The following is a 17,744-nucleotide window of genomic DNA, read 5'->3' on the forward strand; positions in this document are numbered from 1 at the left end:
CGGCTACCGCAGCGACAGCGTCGCGATCGCGCCACCGTCATCCGCGTTCGAGAACGAAAGCCGCGCCCCCAGCACTTCCGCCTGCCCCATCGCGATGGTCAGCCCCAGCCCATGCCCCCGCGCCCCGCCCTCCGTACGGAACCGCTGCGGCCCGTGCGAGACCAGGTACTCCGGAAACCCGTCCCCGTGATCCCGCACGGTCACCACGGGCCCCTCGACCGTCAGTGACACCGGACCCCGGCCGTGCCGATGGGCGTTGGCCACCAGATTCCCCAGCACCCGCTCCAGCCGCCGCCGATCCGTCTCCACGGCGAGATCCCGCACGACGACGACCTCGGTGTCGGTCCCGGACGCCCGCACCACCCGTTCCGCCACGGCACCCAGCCGTTCCGTGTCCAGCTCGACCGTCTCGCGCCCGGTGTCCAGCCGGGAGATCTCCAGCAGATCCTCGGTCAGCGTCCGCAACGCCCCCACCCGGTCCCGCACCAGTTCGGTGGGCCGCCCCGGCGGCAGCAGCTCGGCCGCCGCGTGCAGCCCCGTCAGCGGCGTCCGCAGCTCGTGGGCCACATCCGCGGTGAACCGCTGCTCGCTCAGCAGCTTGCCCTGCAACGACCCCGCCATGGTGTCCAGCGCGGCGGCCACCGCGGCCACCTCGTCCTGCGGCCGCGACGGATCCTTCGTACGAGGATCGCCGACCCGCGCGTCCAGGTCGCCCGCGCTGATCCGGCGGGCCACCCGCGCGGTCGCGTGCAGCCGCTTGGTCACCCGGGTCACCGCGAACGCCCCCACCAGCAGCGTCGCTGTGATCGCCAGCGCCGAGGACCACAGGATCGCCCGGTCGAGGCCGGCGATCGTCCGCGCGCCCTGCGAGTAGTCGACCTCCACGGCCAGCGCCCGGTCCCCGTCCACCGGCCCCGCCGCCCACATCGCGGGGCGCCCGCGGTGCTCGCCGACCATCGTGCCGCGGTCCCCGGCGACCGCCAGCGTCCGCAGCGAGCCCGGCAGGTCCGGCGGGTCCACGCCCGCGTCCCACATCAGCGTGTCCCCGGCCTCGTAGTCCGCGGTCGCCTCCTTCAGCCGGCTCAGCGCCAGGTCACGGGCCTCGCCGACGGTCTGGTTCGTCACCGACACATGCACGAGGACACCGAGCAGCGCGGCGAGGGCGCAGCACATCACGGTGATGAAGACGGCCGCCTTGACGGCGAGCGTGCCGGACCAGCGGGGCAGCGCGAGTCTCATCGCGAGCTCGCGGAGGGTTCGGGCGCCGGGCTGGGCGCGTTCCCGAGGGCACGGCTGCCGGTGCGCAGCATCTCGTCATGGGTCAGCAGCATCGACTTCTGCTGCGGGTCCCAGGTCCACTGGAGCCGGTACTCGTATCCGGCCACCTCGGACGGCGAACGGATGATCACGGACCGCCCGGCCAGCTCGACCCCGCTGACCGCGTCCTCCCAGTGCATGACCCGCACGAGACGGTGCTTCTCGACGGTGTAGACGCGTACGGCGGTGACGTTGCCGGGCAGCTGCCGAAAGCCCAGCGTCAGGTCCTTGTGCCCGTCACCGGTCAGGTCCCGGTAGTACGGCGGCAGAACCGGGCACCTCCTGCCGGCCGCCCCCTTCTTCCCGCAGTCCGCCATCCGGCGGGCCGTCTCGACGTAACCCGAGCCGGTGTAGCTGCCGGGGTCCTCCTTGATCTCCGCGCGGACCAGCGCGACCGGGGCCACTGCGCGGATGTCGTCGCCGGGCACGGAGACGCCCGCCACGACCTCCGAGTCCACCTCGCCGATCTCGAAGGCCGGGCTGGAGGCGGGCGTCAGCTGCGGCCACAGCCGGTCGGGGCTGATCGCGGTCGGCGTCGAGCCCGCGCCCACCAGGCCGCCCGCGTCGCCGCAGCCCGCCGCGGCCGCGACCAGCAGGGCGACGGCGGCGACGGCACGAGGCGTACGGGGTGCGCGGCGGGCGGGTGGCACTGTGCTCCTGGGGTCCGGGGCAGTTCGGTGGTGTCGGCCCCGTACACATTATTCGGACGGAAGTCCTTCTTGCCGTCCGGTGGGCCCGGGCGGCCCTACTCGGTCAGCTCCTCCAGCAGCCGGGCCGTCGGCAGTCCGGCCTGGAGGTACTCGACGAACAGGTCGTTGTGCAGCGCCCACGGCGAGCGCCGGCCCCGGATCAGCCGGATCGCCGCGTCGGCCGTGTGCCCCCTGCGGACCAGGGCGTGCGCCACGACCAGGCCCGAGCGGTTGTAGCCGTGGTAACAGCGGACGAGGACCTTGCGGCCCTCGTCCAGTGCGTCGCTCGCGGCCTGCGCCAGGCGGATCACGCCCGCGAGCTGGGTCCCGTCCAGCGGGCCGTCCGGAATCGGCCACACATGGTGCTCGACACCCGGATCGGGGCCGTGGCCCGGCAGCCGCAGCAGCGTCTGCACGAGCTCGAACTCGTCCCGTACGACGGCGAACTCCCGTTGCCCGGAAAGGCCCCGGAACTCGTGTCCGCCCATCCACAGCCCGGGCACGATCTCGTCCCACGCCCGGTCCGGAGCCGGTACGTCGGGTTGCTTCCTGCGGGTTCGCAACAGCGCCTCCCCAAGCCCCTGCGCCAAGCCCTGCAACTCGCTGCAACTCGCTGCAACTCACCCCAAAGGTATCCGGCTTCTTGCCTGCGCAGCACCCCGCCTGTTCCCATGGTCCATGGGGTGATGGTGCATGAGCGGACTACGCGTCGTACCGACCTGGCGCCATGGTCAGGAACGGCTGTACGTCTGCCTCACGGACGGCAGGAACATCGCCTGGTACGACCGTGAGGCGTCCCGGATCAATCTGCTGAGCGAGGACCGCAGACAGGATGTGCTGGACGTCCTCGGGCCCTTCCTGACCGGCCAGCCGGCCGTGGGCCCGCCCCCGGTGCCGACGCCCGCCGAACTGGCCCGTCTCTCCCTCCACCCGGACGACGACCTCGCGCCCAACCGTCCCGGCGAGGCCCTCCAGATCGCCCTGGACCGGGACCCCGGGCCCCCGCACCGGATCCGCCGCGACCCGCGCCTGCGCGCGCTGGAGGCCGAGCAGACCGTGGGCGAGGCGCTGGACCGTCTCGACGGCGCGGGCTGGCACACCCTGCACTCCGTCCCGCTGCCCGGCGGCGACCGCGTCCACCATCTGGCGATCGGCCCCGGCGGGCTCTTCGCCGTGCACGCGCTGTACGCCCGCAGGCAGCGGGTCACGGTCGCCGACCCGACGGTCGCCTTCGGCCGCCGCGACCCACGGCCGCTGCTGCGCCGCGTGCGCGCCGACGCCGACCGCGCCTCCTACGCCCTGACGGCCGAGGTCCACCCGGTCCTCGCCCTCGTCGGCCCGTCCGACATCACGGTCACCCTCCCGCCCCGAGAGGTCCGCGTCCTCGCCGACACGGACCTCGAAGCCCTCGCCCGGCTGGGCGGCGTCCTCAAACCGGCAGACGTGGAGGCCCTCCACGCAATGGCCCGCGACCGCCACACCTGGGCCAAGGTCTGAGGGCCGACTTGGGTGCGGCTCGCGTGGAGGCGAGGGGCGGCAGGGTCTGACGGTGGTGGGCTGGGGCTTGCCTGGGGTGCGGGGTGGCAGGGGCTGACCCCCGGCCGCGGCGGTTCACCCAGGGGTGCGGGGCGGCAGGGTCTGGACTTCGTCCGTGGCAGTTCACCCAGGGGCGCGGGGGTGGCAGGGTCTGGACTTCGTCCGTGGCAGTTCACCCAGGGGCGCGGGAGCGGCGGGGCTGGACTCCCTCCGCCGTAGCCCACCCAGGGGCGCGGGGGTGGCAGGGTCAAGACTCCCTCCGCCGTAGCCCACCCAAGGGCGGGAGCGGCGGGGCTGGACTCCGTCCGCCGTAGCCCACCCAGGGCCGCGGGGGCGGCGGCAAGGTCTGACCCCCGTCCGCCGCAGCCCACTCAGGGGCGCGGGGAACTGCGCGACAAGCCCCCACCGCCCCGCAGCCGCCCCACAACCCGACCCGGCACCCCCATCGCGCCCCTACGGCAACCGTGACGCCCGCCCACCATCCAGCAACGGCCCCAACAGATCGCCGTAATCCTGCAGCCGAGGCCCCATGTCCCCCGCCTGGAAGGCCAGTTGGCCAGGCACCGTGCACTCCTCCACCTCGCCCCACGTCACCGGCGCCGACACCAGCGGCAGCGCCCGCGCCCGCAGCGTGTACGGCGCGGCCGTGGTCTTCCGAGCAGCGTTCTGACTCCAGTCGACGAAGACCTTCCCGGGCCGCAGATTCCGGGTCATCCGGTGCAGGGCCAGCCGCGGCATCGCCCGCTCCGCCTCCACGGCGAGCTCCTTCGCGTACTCCGACACCTGCTCGGACGACGCTCCCCGCACGGCCGCCAGCAGATGCAACCCCTTCGACCCGGCGGTCTTCGGATACGCCTCGATGCCGTCAGCCGCCAGCCGCTCCCTGAGCCACAACGCGACCTCGCAGCATTCGACGATCGTCGCGGGCGGCCCCGGATCGAGGTCGAGGACCAGCCGGTCGGCCTCGTCGGGCGTGCCGATCCGCCACTGGTGGGTGTGAAACTCCGTGACCAGGTTCGCCGCCCACATCAAGGACGCGAGGTCCTGCACCAGCACCATCCGGGCCGGCCCCTCCGACCGCGGCACCTCGGCGGTGGTGACCCAGTCGGGCGTACCCGGCGGGACGTTCTTGGTGAAGAACACCTGCCCCTCGGGGCCGTCCGGATAGCGCAGGAAGGAGACGGGGCGGTCACGCAGATGGGGGAGCAGCACCTCGGCCGCCGTGGCGTAGTAGTGCAGCACCTCGCCCTTGGTGAAGCCGGTGGCCGGATACAGCACCTTCTCCAGATTGCTGAGCGCGAGCCGTCGCCCCTCCACCTCTGTGATCGGCGTCATACGATGAGAATCTCACGCATACCTGACAAAAGGCGTAATACCCCAGAAAGGGTGCTGCTGGTGAGATCCATATGGAACGGCGCCATCTCGTTCGGCCTGGTCAGCATCCCGATCAAGCTGGTCAACGCCACCGAGAGCCACTCGATCTCGTTCCGCCAGATCCACACGGAGGACGGCGGCCGCATCCGCTACCGCAAGGTCTGCGAACTGGAGGACCGCGAGGTCACCCAGTCGGAGATCGGGAAGGGCTACGAGGACGCGGACGGCACGATCATCCCGATCACCGACGAGGACCTGTCCCACCTGCCGCTCCCGACGGCGAGGACGATCGAGATCGTGGCCTTCGTGCCGGGCGACCGGATCGACCCGCTCCAGATGGACGCCGCGTACTACCTCCAGGCGGGCGGTGCCCCCGCAGCCAAGCCGTACACCCTGCTCAGGGAGGCACTGAAGCGCAGCAACAAGGTGGCCATCGCCAAGTACGCGCTGCGCGGCCGCGAACGCCTCGGCATGCTCCGGGTGGTCGAGGACGCCATCGCCCTGCACGGGTTGCTGTGGCCGGACGAGGTCCGCGCGCCCGAGGGCGTCGCCCCCGACACCCAGGTCACCGTCAGCGCCAAGGAACTCGACCTCGCCGACGCCCTGATGGACACCCTCGGCGAGATCGACCTCGAGGAACTGCACGACGAGTACCGCGAGGCCCTGGAGGAGGTCGTCGCCGCCAAGGCCGCGGGCGAGGCACCCCCACAGGCGCCGGAACAGGCCCCCAGCGGCAAGGTCCTCGATCTGATGGCAGCGCTGGAGAAGAGCGTGCGGGAGGCGAAGGAGTCGCGGGGCGAGGAGCCGGCGCAGGTCAGAACGCTGCCCCAGCGCAAGTCGGCGCGAGCGGCGCCCAAGCAGACGGGCGGGAAGAAGTCCACCGCCAAGAGCACCACGGCGAAGAAGACGGCGGCCTCGAAGAAGACGACGGCGAAGTCCTCACAGGGGGCGAAGAAGACCGCCTCGGCCTCGGCCAAGAAGGCGACGACCGCGAAGAAGACGCCGGCCAAGAAGACGACGGCCCGCAAACGGTCCGCGTGACCTGCGCACCGCCGTGGGCACCGCGCAGGTCGCGCACGTCTCCCGCAGAGGTCAGTCGACGACCTTCGCGGACTCGATGATCACCGGCTGCGTGGGCACGTCACCGTGACCACGGCTGCTGCCGGTGCGCACGCCCTTGATCTGGTCGACGACGTCCTTGCCCTCGACGACCTTGCCGAACACGGTGTAACCCCAGCCGTTCGGGCTCTTGGCCGTGAAGTTGAGGAACTCGTTGTCCGAGACGTTCACGAAGAACTGCGCGGTCGCCGAGTGCGGGTCGCTGGTGCGCGCCATCGCCACGGTGTACGCGGTGTTCTTGAGACCGTTGTCGGCCTCGTTCGGGACCGGCGCGAGCGTGGGCTTCTGCACCATGTCCGGGGTGAAGCCACCGCCCTGGACCATGAAGCCGTTGATCACCCGGTGGAAGATCGTGCCGTCGTAGTGCCCGTTGCCGACGTACTTCAGGAAGTTCTCGACGGTCTTGGGAGCCTCGGCGTCGGCGAGCTCGAGGACGATACGGCCGAAATTAGTGGTCAGCTCGACCCTGGACATGGGAATCGTCCCTTTCTGGTGGGGCATGACCGAAGCATCTTGTCACACGGCCTCCCGATCCCTTCCGATCCCTTCCGATCCCTTCCGATCCCTTCCGCGCCCGACGCCCCTCAGGCCCCGGGCGAGGCCCGCGGAGTGGTGTTCCCGGGAGCACCCGTCGGGGCGGTGCTCGTCGACGTCGTGCTCGTCGACGTCGTGCTCGTCGACGTCGTGCTCCTCGGCGTCGGAACGGCCTCCGGCTCGGAGGGAACCGGCGACGGCCGTCCCGGAGCCGGGCCGCCGTCGGGGCCGGCCGGGGGACTGCTCGCCGGGGCCAGCGGCACCGAGGAACGGCCCGGGTCCGCCCCCGGCAGCGCGGCCACGGCCCCGGCCGCGAGGACGGCCGTCACCAGCGCTCCCACGGCGCCCGAGACGGCCGTACGACGGCGTCGGATCCGTCGGCCGCCGACGACGGCCGCGTCGGTCAGACTGGGGAAGGCGGGCTCCCGCGAGCCGTCGAGGATGACCTCGAAGGCGCCCCGCGCGGCACCGCCCTCCACGTGCTCGTCCGAGTCGTGCACGTCGTGTCCCACCTCCTCTCTCACCTCCCGCTCGTCTCGCCCGCGAGACCCTCGACGAGCCCGCGCAGCCGTACGAGCCCGCGAGCGCTCTGGCTCTTGACCGTGCCCGGGGTCACGCGCAGCGCCTCGGCGGTCTGCTCCACACTCCAGTCCTCCCAGAACCGCAGTACCAGCACCGCCCGGTAGCGGGGCGGCAGCTCCATCAGCGCGGCCTGCATCACCAGCCGCAACTCGGGTGTGACCGGCGGTTCGGCGGACGCCGGTTCGGGCAGGTCCTCCGTCGGCTCCTCCCGCCAAGTCCGTTTGCGGTACTGGTCGATGAAGACGCGGGTGAGGATCGTACGGGCGTACGCCTCGACGTTGCCGTCGCGGCGGACCCGGCCCCAGGAGGCGTACAGCTTCATCAACGTCGTCTGGGTGAGGTCCTGCGCCTGGTGCCAGTCCCCGCACAACAGGTACGCGCTGCGTCTGAGCTGCCCCTGCCGGGCCTCGGCGAACTCCCGGAACTCCCGCTCCCGGACTGCTTCCCGCACCCGCCCCGACCCTCCGCCGCACCGAACACACCTGTCCTTCAGAGGTACGGCGGGACGCCCCGCGAGGTTGCACGCCCACGGAAGAAAAGTTCCCGTCCGCTGCGTGCAACCCGCCCGGGCCGGTGCCCCGTACTCCTCTCACGCAACCGACCCGACCATCAGGGAGCAGTCTTGACGAAACGTCATCGCATCCGACCCAGCCGCCGTCTGCTGATCGGCGTCCTCACGGGAGGCGTGGTGGCCGTGGGGGGCTGGGCCGCCGTCGCGGGCGCGGCGACGGGCTCCGACACGCCCAAGCCGGCGGCGACGTCGGTGCCTTCGAAGGCGCCGTCGACAGTGCCGTCTGCGGTGCCGTCTACAGTGCCGTCGGCCGTGCCGTCCGGAGGGCCGTCCGAGGCGAGTCCGGTGCCCTCGGTGCCGGGGGGTGAGCCGAGCACGGTTCCTTCGGTTCCGGGGGGCGGGCCGAGCCCGGTTCCTTCGGCTCCGGTTACCGAGCCGCGTCCGGTGCCGGCGACCGTGCCGGGTGAGCGGCCCTCGACCGTGCCGAGCCCCCGTCCGGCGGAACCGACGACCGTGCCGAGCCCGGTGCCGTCGGTCATCGGGAAGTAGGCGCGGCGGGTCCCGGGAGACGGGCAGGAACGAGGCGGCGGTGGTGGCGGAGGGGAGCCGCCGTCCCCGCCGTCCCGTCACCCGACCACCTCACCTCACCAGGCCACCTCGCCCGCCCGCCCACCTCACCTCGCCCGCCCACCTCACCCGCGCACCGGTTGACCGGCGTCCCGCCGGAAGGCCCACCGCAGCTCCGGTTCCACCACGCACCGCAGGGCGCGTCGCACGGGCGGCGTGCACAGCACGGTCACGACGGCGGCGGCGACGAGGGCGACCGCACCCGCACCGAGCGGCCCATGCACCCAGGCGGGCCCGTACCAGCCCCAGAACCGGGCGCCCTGGACGAGGAACCCGTGCAGCAGATAGCCGTACAGCGTGCCCGCGCCCAGCACGGTGAACCAGGTCCGCCGCCCGGGCACCAGCGCGAGGAACGAGCCCACCAGGACCAGCGAACACCCGAAGGCGACCAGCGTCATCACCGGTCCCACCCAGGCGGCCGCGCCCAACTCCTGGGCGCTGTCCCGGTGGTAGAACCAGGCTCCGCTCATCCGCGGCACGGCCCAGTAGGCCAGGGCGAGCGCAAGCACGAAGACGGGCCCGGCGACCATCCGGACGGCCCGCCGACGAACCAGCCGGAAGTGCTCCGGCCGGAGACAGAGCCCCAGCACGAAGTAGGGGAGGAACTGCAGAACACGCTGAAGATCGAGGTCGTCACCGATGGAGGGCGTCAGACTCGCGAGCATCGCCACGACGAGCGCGACCGGCACCGGATGACGCACCCGCTGCCACAGGGGAGTGCTCAGCCGCCACACGAACAACGCGATCAGGAACCACGTCAGATACAGCGGATCCAGCAGACTGACCGCGCGGTCCGGTTCCTGATCGGTCCACCGGGTGAAGAACGTGTACGCCGTCTCGAACACGACGTACGGCACGACGAGCCCGGTGACCAGCCGCCGCACCCGCCCCGGACTGGCGTCGAAGTTCCGGGAGAAGTACCCGGACACGACGATGAACGCCGGCATGTGGAACGCGTACACGACCAGATACAGCGCGGAAACCGTCCGGCTCCCGTCCCGCAAGGGCTCCCACGCATGCCCGACGGCGACCAGCACGATCGCCAGGTACTTGACGTTGTCGAAGAATGCGTCCCGCTCCACAGGCCGCCGCGCCGCAGCCCTCTCCCGAGGGGCAACCGCAAGAAGTTCATCGTGCATCCGGGGCGCCTCACCACTCCACCACCACCCCAAACTCCGCACCTGTGTGCTGCCTGTCCCCCGCGAGGGTCGGCCCGGGGACAGTTCCGCCGTTCCCGGCGACACTGGACGCGCAGCCCGATGAGGTGCTGCACGTGTCAGGTACACCGACGCGGAAGGCCTGCGCATGGACGACAAGCTCTTCGCCGCCGTCATTGCTGCGGCGGCCGCCCTGATCACCGCGTGCATCTCCTATCTGGCGGCGAGGCTCAAGATCCAGTCGGACGTATCGGCGCAGACCGACCGTCTCCGGCATGAAATCGATCAAGGCGAGCGCAAGATCGCCGCAGATCTGAAACTCCAGGAAGAGCGTTTGCGCACCGAGTTGCGCACCCAGTTCATGGCCGAGGAAGCGATCCGCGAGCTCCTGCGCAGCGCCCAGCCCAAGCGGTCGTTCGAGGTGATCGAACGCCGAGTGGGCGGCTTCGACGGCAACGAGCTCCGCCAATTGCTGGTCCGCGCCGGAGCCGTGCGCTTCTACGGGCCGAACAACAGAGAACTGTGGGGGCTCCGCGAGCGCAATGCCCCAGACCTGGAAGAGGACAGATGAGCGCACGCCCGGACGGGCTGCCGGTGGAACTGCTGCAGGACGACCACGTCTCGTTCGCATGCCGGGTGGGACGGGCCGCCGGCACGCTTCCACCGGGAGGCACGGGCGAGGATCATGCGAACCGTGGACGATGAGCGAGACGGTGTCATCGGTATATGGCGGGTCGACTGGTCCGGCCGGTTCATGGGCTACGTGTTGGCAGCCGGCCCGGCGGCCGCGGCGCTGTCCTTCTGGGTGGGCGCGCTCTCCCATCCCGACGTGCATTCCGTGGAATCCGCGGGGATCGCCACAGCCGTTGCGCTGGGCTTCGCACTCTTCGCCTGGTGGACGCTCCTCCGTGTACGCCTGGAACTCACGGCCGACACCATTGTCATGGTCAATCCCTGGGGCACTCAACGTCTGCCGTGGTCGCGGGTGAGCGCGGTGAGCCTCGGCAACTGGGGCGCCCAGTTCCACACCACGGACGGCTTCATCTACACGGCGTACGCCCTGAGCGACCTGGCGGCTGGAACACGACAGGACGAGCGCTACGCCGATCTGCAGCGGATCATCGACGCCAAGGCCCGCAGCGGCCACCCGCTCTAGGAGCCCGACCCGCGCCCCACAGACTTGCGACGAGCAGCGGCGGTTGCCGGGGCTGGGCCTTCGAAGGGGACGCCTTCCCTCATGACTTGCTCGCGATCATCCAAAGGACCGTCTCAGCCGGCGAGTTCCCGGCCCTGACCGTGATCCACGACGACGAGGACGACTGGCTCGTGAGCGACGGCGTCCACGATCCCAACGGTGCCGGTGCCTCGTCGGTCCTCCACCTCCACCACGTCGTGGACCTGGACCCATCGCTGGCGCAGCTGGCCACCATGCCACCGGGACACGTCGCGTGGCGATCAACTGCGTCCGACACCTGGGTCATTGAGGAATGGACCTACGCCGACGACTAGAACTGGATCACCAAAACGGCGTCCACATTCGACAGCGGCAGCCGACTGACGCGCGGTCCTCCTCCCTCTCGGGCGACCCACAGCGCCCGCATGTCCCGCCGAGTCGGACACCACTCCTCGACGAGCTCACGTTGCCTGCTGCGGAGCTAGCACGAGGCGAAGTCGCAACCGAAGTTGAGGAGGAAGAAGAAGCCAAGAACGGGCCACAAGATCGCAACCGCGACAAGGCAGACCGCCATCCAGCGCGACCGTTTGCGGCCGAGCTGCTGCAGCTGACCCTCGTGCTCGCCCTGTGCCGCAGCCGGCTGCCTCCACTTGGCTGTCACTGACCAGATCGCGAGCAGGACGATCCACACAACCAGGTCAGAATTACCGAACCACTTGCTGAGCTGATAGACCGACTGGCCGCTGGCGACGGAGATCACGGGCAGAGTGTAGGTCCCTGTTCTGACCCAGGACGTACTCGGGCACCGCTCCTCCAATACACGTGTGTTCCGAGCGCACCGAGCGCACCGAGCGCACCGAGCGCACCGAGCGCACCGAGCGCACCGAGCGCACCGAGCGGGCCCGGACCGCGTCCAGCTCCGCCGCCCGCTCCCGCACAGGGTGACCTCACGGCAGTGGACCTAGATTCATCCTGGGGCGCCCTACGTCCGCACATACGCGAAGACCCCGGCCTCAGCGTTTCCGCTGGTGACGGGGTCTTTGGGCACCTCATGCAAGGTGCCCCCGGCAGGATTCGAACCTGCGCACACGGCTCCGGAGGCCGTTGCTCTATCCCCTGAGCTACGGGGGCGTGTCGGTGGGGAGCTGGTGGCTCCTGGCGACGGGTAGAACACTACCAGCTTCGTCGGGGTGATCAGGAACGGGTTTCGTGGTGGCATCCGCCCGGTGTCCGGCCCCCGCACGGGGTGGAAGTGGGGAAAACCCGGACGCGGTGGCCGGTCCGCACCTACTCTCGAGTTGTGCCAGGCGCGTCGGGTCGGGTGCTTGTTGTGGACGACAACAAGGTCATCCGGCAGTTGATCAGGGTCAATCTCGAGCTGGAGGGTCTCGAGGTCGTGACCGCGGCCGATGGTGTCGAGTGTCTGGATGTCGTTCATCAGGTGCGGCCCGATGTCGTGACCCTCGATGTGGTCATGCCCCGCCTGGACGGGCTGCGGACCGCCGCCCAGCTGCGTTCCGACCCCCGTACCGCCCACCTTCCCCTCGCCATCGTCAGTGCCTGTACGCAGCACGAGGTGGACAGCGGTCTCGACGTCGGTGTCGACGCCTTCCTCGCCAAGCCCTTCGAACCCGCCGAACTCGTACGCCTGGTACGTCAGTTGGTGGAGCAGAGCGGAGAGCGGCGGCGTGCGGGGGATGGCGACAGCCCGCTGGTCGGGGGTGTGCTCGGGGGCGGCGAGACCGAGCGGGCCGGACGCGCCGGCGGCTGAGCCCCGCGAACACCGGGGCGCGGTGACCACGGTGATCCGCCTGTCCCACATGCCGGACCCCGCCCAAACCCGCTCGCTTTCCCACCCCCCTCCTCCCATACGCTTGTCCCGTGACCCCCGTCGAGCTCTCCCGTACCGTGCTGCGCGCGGTGCGTCGTGCTGTCGACGACGGGGAGCTGGACGTGGTCGTGCCGGGACGGGCCGACGTCGGGCCGCCGGGGCCCGGTGGCTGTGGTGACTACGCCAGCAACGTCGCTCTCCGGCTCGCCCGGCCGGCCGGGCAGCCGCCGCTGCGGGTCGCCGAGATCCTCCGGCAGTACCTCGTGCGGACGGACGGCATCAGCGACGTCGTGGTCACCGGACCCGGGTTCCTCAACATCTGCCTGCTGGGGACCGAGGCCGCCCTCGTGCGGGAGATCCTGCGGTGCGGTCCGCGGTACGGCCACGCCGACCGGCCCACCGGGCAGCTCGTGCAGCTGCACGCGCCCCACGAGCTTCGCGCCGTCGTCGTGATGGACGCCGTCGCCCGCATCCTCCGCTCTCAGGGCGCCCTCGTCCGCACCAGCTGCGCCGGCCGCCCCGAGCCCGCCTGGACCGACATCCTCGGCGTCCAGGTCGATGCCCACGGCACCCCCGACGCCGACGCACGCCCCGTACCCGCCCCCCCGGCACCCCCGGTCCCCGCGGCGCCCCCCACCGACCCCACCCCCCTCGGCCGGGACGCCACCCGCTGGGCCCTTCTCCACCCGGCCCCGCACGACCGGCCCCGCCTCACCGCCGATCACCTGGTCCAGCGGGAGAGCAATCCTCTCTTCCGGGTCCGTTACGCCCACGCCCGCACCCGGGCCCTCACCCGTAACGCCGCCGACCTGGGCTTCCACGCCGAGCCCGGAGACCCACACCCGCGCCCACAACCACACTCACGGGGCACCGCCGCAGCCGTTCAGCACACCGGCGTACAGCAAGCCGCCGTACAGCAAGCCGCCGTACAGGAAACCGCCGTACAGGAAACCGCCGTACACGACACGACGGCCCTGCGTCACGCCCTCGCCGATCACCCCCGCATCCTCCAGACCGCCGCAGCGCACCACGCTCCCGACCGTCTGGCCCGGCACCTCGTCACCGTCGCCGATGCCGTTCTCCCCTTTCTCGTGACCGTGCTTCCGCGGGGCGCGGAGAAACCCTCGGCCGCCCACCGTGCCCGGCTCGCGCTCGCCGAAGCCGCCGGGGCGGTGCTGGCCGGTGGCCTGACCCTGCTCGGCATCGACGCACCCGAACACCTCTGAGAACAGAGAGCCAGTCAAGAAGATGAGCCGTTCCGCACACCCCGCCGGGCCCCGCCACGCCGACGTTCTCCCCGAGGGCCACTACTCCGCCCCGCCCGCCGACCTCAACACCCTCGACCCCAAGGTCTGGTCCCAGACCGTCGGCCGCACCGCGGACGGGGTCGCCACCGTCGGCGGCATCGACGTCAGGACGCTCGCCGAACAGCACGGCACCCCCGCGTACATCCTCGACGAAGCCGACTTCCGGGCGCGGGCGCGGGCGTGGCGCGGTGCCTTCGGGGCCGACGCCGACGTCTTCTACGCCGGCAAGGCGTTCCTGTCCCGGGCCGTCGTGCGCTGGCTGCACGAAGAGGGGCTCAACCTCGACGTCTGCTCCGGCGGTGAACTCGCCACCGCCCTCTCCGCCGGCATGCCCGCCGACCGCATCGCCTTCCACGGCAACAACAAGTCCACCGAGGAGATCCGCCGCGCGATCACCGAAGGGGTCGGGCGGATCGTCCTCGACTCCTTCCAGGAGATCGTCCGCGTCGCGCACATCGCACAGGAACTGGGCAGGCGGCAGCGCGTCCAGATCCGGATCACCGTCGGCGTCGAGGCCCACACTCACGAGTTCATCGCCACCGCCCACGAGGACCAGAAGTTCGGCATCCCGCTGGCCGGCGGACAGGCCGCCGAGGCCGTGCGGCGGGCGCTGCAGCTCGACGGGCTGGAGCTCATCGGCATCCACTCCCACATCGGGTCGCAGATCTTCGACATGTCCGGCTTCGAGGTCGCCGCGCACCGCGTGGTCGGGCTGCTCAAGGACGTCCGTGACGAGCACGGCGTCGAGCTTCCCGAGATCGACCTCGGCGGCGGGCTGGGGATCGCGTACACCTCGGACGACGACCCGCGCGAACCCCACGAGATCGCCAAGGCGCTCACCGAGATCGTCACCCGTGAGTGCGAGGCCGCCAAGCTGCGCACCCCCCGCATCTCCGTCGAGCCCGGGCGCGCCATCGTCGGGCCCACCGCGTTCACGCTGTACGAGGTCGGCACCGTCAAGCCCCTCGACGGGCTGCGCACCTACGTCTCCGTCGACGGCGGGATGTCGGACAACATCCGCACCGCGCTGTACGACGCCGAGTACACCGTCGCCCTGGTGTCCAGGACCAGCGACGCCGCGCCCATGCTCGCCCGGGTCGTCGGCAAGCACTGCGAGAGCGGGGACATCGTGGTCAAGGACGCGTTCCTGCCGGCCGACCTGGCACCGGGTGACCTCATCGCCGTACCGGCGACGGGCGCCTACTGCCGGTCCATGGCGAGCAACTACAACCACGTGCTGCGCCCGCCGGTCGTCGCCGTGCACGACGGCGAGTCCAGGGTCATCGTCCGCCGGGAGACGGAGGAGGACCTTCTGCGGCTCGACGTCGGATAAACCCCCGCAGACCAGGAACGGAAGATCTACGGTCTTCCACCCCCGTACAAATGAAATAGATGTCTCATAATCCGGACGAGGGGCAGAAACTCCCGTCCGGTGAGTGAGACTGGTCCCACCGTAGACGGTATGAGGAAACGAGGTCGGATGATGCGTACGCGTCCGCTGAAGGTGGCGCTGCTGGGCTGTGGAGTGGTCGGCTCAGAGGTGGCGCGCATCATGACGACGCACGCTGACGACCTCGCCGCCCGGATCGGCGCCCCCGTGGAGCTCGCGGGGGTCGCGGTGCGGCGGCCCTCCAAGGTGCGCGAAGGCATTCCGCAGGAACTCGTCACCACCGACGCCACCGCCCTCGTCAAACGCGGGGACATCGACGTGGTCGTGGAGGTGATCGGGGGGATCGAGCCCGCGCGTTCCCTCATCACCACCGCCTTCGAGCACGGCGCGTCGGTCGTCTCCGCCAACAAGGCCCTCCTCGCCCAGGACGGTGCCGCTCTCCACGCCGCCGCCGGTCGGCACGGCAAGGACCTCTATTACGAGGCCGCCGTCGCCGGTGCCATCCCGCTGATCCGTCCGCTGCGCGAGTCCCTCGCCGGCGACAAGGTCAACCGGGTGCTCGGGATCGTCAACGGCACGACCAACTTCATCCTCGACAAGATGGACAGCACCGGCGCCGGTTACCAGGAGGCCCTCGACGAGGCCACCGCCCTCGGGTACGCCGAGGCCGACCCGACCGCCGACGTCGAGGGCTTCGACGCCGCCGCCAAGGCCGCCATCCTCGCCGGGATCGCCTTCCACACGCGCGTGCGCCTCGACGACGTCTACCGCGAGGGCATGACCGAGGTGACCGCGGCCGACTTCGCCTCCGCGAGGAACATGGGCTGCACCATCAAGCTGCTCGCCATCTGCGAGCGCGCCGAGGACGGCCGGTCCGTCACCGCGCGCGTGCACCCCGCGATGATCCCGCTCAGCCACCCGCTCGCCTCCGTGCGCGGCGCGTACAACGCCGTGTTCGTCGAGTCCGACGCCTCCGGCCAGCTGATGTTCTACGGCCCGGGCGCGGGCGGCGCCCCCACCGCCTCCGCCGTCCTCGGCGATCTCGTCGCCGTCTGCCGCAACCGGCTCAGCGGCACGACCGGGCCCGGTGAGTCCGCGTACGCCGCCCTGCCCGTCTCGGGCATGGGCGAGGTCGTCACGCGCTACCACATCAGCCTGGACGTGGCCGACAAACCGGGTGTTCTCGCCCAGGTGGCCACCGTGTTCGCCGAGCACGGGGTGTCCATCGATACCGTTCGGCAGCAGGGGAAGGACGGCGAGGCGTCCCTCGTCGTCGTCACGCACCGCGCGTCCGACGCCGCCCTGGGCGGCACCGTCGAGGCGCTGCGCAAGCTCGACACCGTGCGGGGTGTCGCCAGCATCATGCGGGTTGAAGGAGAGTAACCAGCAATGACCCACCAGTGGCGCGGAATCATCGAGGAGTACCGGGACCGGCTGCCCGTCTCCGACAGCACGCCGGTCGTGACGCTCCGCGAGGGCGGCACGCCCCTCGTGCCCGCGCAGGTGCTCTCCGAGCGCACCGGGTGCGAGGTCCACCTCAAGGTGGAGGGCGCCAACCCCACCGGGTCCTTCAAGGACCGCGGCATGACCATGGCGATCACGCGGGCCAAGGAGGAGGGCGCGAGGGCGGTCATCTGCGCCTCCACCGGCAACACCTCGGCGAGCGCCGCCGCCTACGCCGTGCGCGCGGGCATGGTCTGCGCCGTGCTGGTGCCGCGCGGCAAGATCGCGCTCGGCAAGATGGGCCAGGCCCTCGTGCACGGCGCGAAGATCCTCCAGGTCGACGGCAACTTCGACGACTGCCTCACCCTGGCCCGCTCGCTGAGCGACAACTACCCGGTGGCGCTGGTCAATTCGGTCAACCCGGTGCGCATCGAGGGCCAGAAGACGGGCGCCTTCGAGATCGTCGACATGCTCGGCGACGCGCCCGACATCCACGTCCTTCCGGTCGGCAACGCCGGCAACATCACGGCGTACTGGAAGGGCTACAAGGAGTACGCCGCCGACGGCATCGCCGCCAGGACGCCCCGGATGTGGGGCTTCCAGGCCTCCGGCAGCGCCCCGATCGTGCGCGGCGAGGTCGTCAAGGACCCCTCGACCATCGCCACCGCGATCCGCATCGGCAACCCCGCCTCCTGGCAGTACGCCCTCGCGGCGAAGGAGGAGTCCGGCGGCTTCATCGACGAGGTGACGGACCGTGAGATCCTGCGCGCCTACCGGCTGTTGGCCGCTCAGGAGGGTGTCTTCGTGGAGCCCGCCTCCGCCGCCTCCGTCGCCGGTCTGCTGAAGGCCGCCGAGCAGGGCAAGGTCGACGCTGGCCAGAAGATCGTGTGCACGGTCACCGGCAACGGCCTCAAGGACCCCGACTGGGCCGTCGCGGGCGCCCCGCAGCCCGTCACCGTCCCGGTCGACGCGGCGACGGCGGCCGAGCGCCTCGGGCTCGCGTAACAGCGCGCGACAGCGGTAACCGGCGTACACCCGGGCCTTCCCTACCGGGGGTGCACAGGGGGCTTACGACACGCATCGTGCGCCTCCTGTGCGCCCTATGTCGCCACAGAAGCTTCCTTCGATAGGCTGTACCGAACCCGCCCGCTGC

At 71.1% G+C, this 17,744-nt stretch carries 21 protein-coding genes and 1 tRNA gene; 11 read left to right on the plus strand and 11 right to left on the minus strand.

The window, feature by feature from the left end; genetic code table 11:
• Positions 1-3: 3 nt before the first annotated feature.
• The 3 genes from IOD14_RS07470 to IOD14_RS07480 all read right to left on the minus strand — a co-directional run bounded on the left by IOD14_RS07470 (position 4) and on the right by IOD14_RS07480 (position 2,569).
• Positions 4-1,239, minus strand: a complete 1,236-nt coding sequence (locus tag IOD14_RS07470; RefSeq protein ID WP_123991636.1) for a HAMP domain-containing sensor histidine kinase — start codon at positions 1,237-1,239, stop codon at positions 4-6.
• On the minus strand, positions 1,236-1,967 hold the full coding sequence (locus tag IOD14_RS07475; protein ID WP_212669918.1) for a hypothetical protein: 732 nt from the start codon (positions 1,965-1,967) through the stop codon (positions 1,236-1,238). Before IOD14_RS07475 ends, IOD14_RS07470 begins: the two co-directional genes overlap by 4 nt.
• A 95-nt stretch (positions 1,968-2,062) precedes the next feature.
• A complete protein-coding gene (locus IOD14_RS07480; RefSeq protein ID WP_123991638.1) occupies positions 2,063-2,569 on the minus strand; it encodes a dual specificity protein phosphatase family protein in 507 nt (168 codons plus the stop codon).
• Between the two features lie 130 nt (positions 2,570-2,699).
• Here IOD14_RS07480 and IOD14_RS07485 point away from each other — a divergent pair, with 130 nt between their 5' ends.
• Positions 2,700-3,503, plus strand: a complete 804-nt coding sequence (locus IOD14_RS07485; RefSeq protein ID WP_123991639.1) for a nuclease-related domain-containing protein — start codon at positions 2,700-2,702, stop codon at positions 3,501-3,503.
• 492 nt (positions 3,504-3,995) lie between these two features.
• On the opposite strand, the gene ligD is transcribed toward IOD14_RS07485, so the two are convergent.
• Positions 3,996-4,877, minus strand: a complete 882-nt coding sequence (gene ligD, locus IOD14_RS07490) for a non-homologous end-joining DNA ligase (RefSeq protein ID WP_212669919.1) — start codon at positions 4,875-4,877, stop codon at positions 3,996-3,998.
• Between the two features lie 60 nt (positions 4,878-4,937).
• Here ligD and IOD14_RS07495 point away from each other — a divergent pair, with 60 nt between their 5' ends.
• The gene (locus IOD14_RS07495; RefSeq protein ID WP_249125860.1) at positions 4,938-5,957 is read left to right on the plus strand and encodes a Ku protein; all 1,020 of its coding nucleotides are present in this window, start codon (positions 4,938-4,940) and stop codon (positions 5,955-5,957) included.
• A gap of 51 nt (positions 5,958-6,008) precedes the next feature.
• On the opposite strand, the gene IOD14_RS07500 is transcribed toward IOD14_RS07495, so the two are convergent.
• The 5 genes from IOD14_RS07500 to IOD14_RS07520 all read right to left on the minus strand — a co-directional run bounded on the left by IOD14_RS07500 (position 6,009) and on the right by IOD14_RS07520 (position 9,428).
• Positions 6,009-6,515 carry a peptidylprolyl isomerase gene (locus IOD14_RS07500; protein WP_348540900.1) on the minus strand — a complete coding sequence of 169 codons (507 nt, stop codon included), beginning with the start codon at positions 6,513-6,515 and terminating at the stop codon, positions 6,009-6,011.
• 104 nt (positions 6,516-6,619) lie between these two features.
• A complete protein-coding gene (locus tag IOD14_RS44200; RefSeq protein WP_249125861.1) occupies positions 6,620-7,081 on the minus strand; it encodes a hypothetical protein in 462 nt (153 codons plus the stop codon).
• Positions 7,082-7,089: 8 nt separating this feature from the next.
• Positions 7,090-7,602: a SigE family RNA polymerase sigma factor gene (locus tag IOD14_RS07510; RefSeq protein WP_123991643.1), complete on the minus strand. Its 513-nt coding sequence runs from the start codon at positions 7,600-7,602 to the stop codon at positions 7,090-7,092.
• 182 nt (positions 7,603-7,784) lie between these two features.
• Positions 7,785-8,201, minus strand: a complete 417-nt coding sequence (locus IOD14_RS07515) for a hypothetical protein (RefSeq protein WP_212669920.1) — start codon at positions 8,199-8,201, stop codon at positions 7,785-7,787.
• Positions 8,202-8,354: 153 nt separating this feature from the next.
• Positions 8,355-9,428 (minus strand): acyltransferase family protein, encoded by a 1,074-nt coding sequence (locus IOD14_RS07520; RefSeq protein ID WP_123991645.1) that lies wholly within the window; start codon positions 9,426-9,428, stop codon positions 8,355-8,357.
• A gap of 166 nt (positions 9,429-9,594) precedes the next feature.
• On the opposite strand from IOD14_RS07520, the gene IOD14_RS07525 reads away from it, so the two are divergent.
• The 3 genes from IOD14_RS07525 to IOD14_RS07535 all read left to right on the plus strand — a co-directional run bounded on the left by IOD14_RS07525 (position 9,595) and on the right by IOD14_RS07535 (position 10,955).
• A complete protein-coding gene (locus tag IOD14_RS07525) occupies positions 9,595-10,017 on the plus strand; it encodes a hypothetical protein (RefSeq protein WP_123991646.1) in 423 nt (140 codons plus the stop codon).
• A gap of 123 nt (positions 10,018-10,140) precedes the next feature.
• Positions 10,141-10,602, plus strand: a complete 462-nt coding sequence (locus IOD14_RS07530; protein ID WP_249125862.1) for a PH domain-containing protein — start codon at positions 10,141-10,143, stop codon at positions 10,600-10,602.
• Positions 10,603-10,688: 86 nt separating this feature from the next.
• Entirely contained in the window at positions 10,689-10,955 is a 267-nt protein-coding gene (locus IOD14_RS07535) for a hypothetical protein (protein WP_123991647.1), read from the plus strand.
• Positions 10,956-11,101: 146 nt separating this feature from the next.
• Here IOD14_RS07535 and IOD14_RS07540 read toward each other — a convergent pair whose 3' ends face one another.
• Positions 11,102-11,380: a hypothetical protein gene (locus IOD14_RS07540; protein ID WP_123991648.1), complete on the minus strand. Its 279-nt coding sequence runs from the start codon at positions 11,378-11,380 to the stop codon at positions 11,102-11,104.
• 62 nt (positions 11,381-11,442) lie between these two features.
• On the opposite strand from IOD14_RS07540, the gene IOD14_RS44725 reads away from it, so the two are divergent.
• Positions 11,443-11,565, plus strand: a complete 123-nt coding sequence (locus IOD14_RS44725) for a hypothetical protein (protein WP_282959515.1) — start codon at positions 11,443-11,445, stop codon at positions 11,563-11,565.
• Between the two features lie 114 nt (positions 11,566-11,679).
• Here IOD14_RS44725 and IOD14_RS07545 read toward each other — a convergent pair.
• A tRNA-Arg gene (locus IOD14_RS07545) sits at positions 11,680-11,751 on the minus strand.
• 121 nt (positions 11,752-11,872) lie between these two features.
• Between IOD14_RS07545 and IOD14_RS07550 the strand changes: the two genes are divergently transcribed.
• The 5 genes from IOD14_RS07550 to thrC all read left to right on the plus strand — a co-directional run bounded on the left by IOD14_RS07550 (position 11,873) and on the right by thrC (position 17,596).
• Positions 11,873-12,391 (plus strand): response regulator, encoded by a 519-nt coding sequence (locus tag IOD14_RS07550; protein ID WP_212669921.1) that lies wholly within the window; start codon positions 11,873-11,875, stop codon positions 12,389-12,391.
• A 110-nt stretch (positions 12,392-12,501) separates the two neighbouring features.
• Positions 12,502-13,677 carry an ArgS-related anticodon-binding protein NrtL gene (gene nrtL, locus IOD14_RS07555; RefSeq protein ID WP_212669922.1) on the plus strand — a complete coding sequence of 392 codons (1,176 nt, stop codon included), beginning with the start codon at positions 12,502-12,504 and terminating at the stop codon, positions 13,675-13,677.
• A gap of 22 nt (positions 13,678-13,699) precedes the next feature.
• Entirely contained in the window at positions 13,700-15,091 is a 1,392-nt protein-coding gene (gene lysA, locus IOD14_RS07560; RefSeq protein WP_123991651.1) for a diaminopimelate decarboxylase, read from the plus strand.
• A 147-nt stretch (positions 15,092-15,238) separates the two neighbouring features.
• Positions 15,239-16,531 (plus strand): homoserine dehydrogenase, encoded by a 1,293-nt coding sequence (locus IOD14_RS07565; protein WP_123991652.1) that lies wholly within the window; start codon positions 15,239-15,241, stop codon positions 16,529-16,531.
• A gap of 6 nt (positions 16,532-16,537) precedes the next feature.
• On the plus strand, positions 16,538-17,596 hold the full coding sequence (gene thrC / locus IOD14_RS07570) for a threonine synthase (RefSeq protein WP_212669923.1): 1,059 nt from the start codon (positions 16,538-16,540) through the stop codon (positions 17,594-17,596).
• Positions 17,597-17,744 lie beyond the last annotated feature (148 nt).

The sequence above is a fragment of the Streptomyces sp. A2-16 genome (genome assembly GCF_018128905.1).
Lineage (GTDB): Bacteria > Actinomycetota > Actinomycetes > Streptomycetales > Streptomycetaceae > Streptomyces.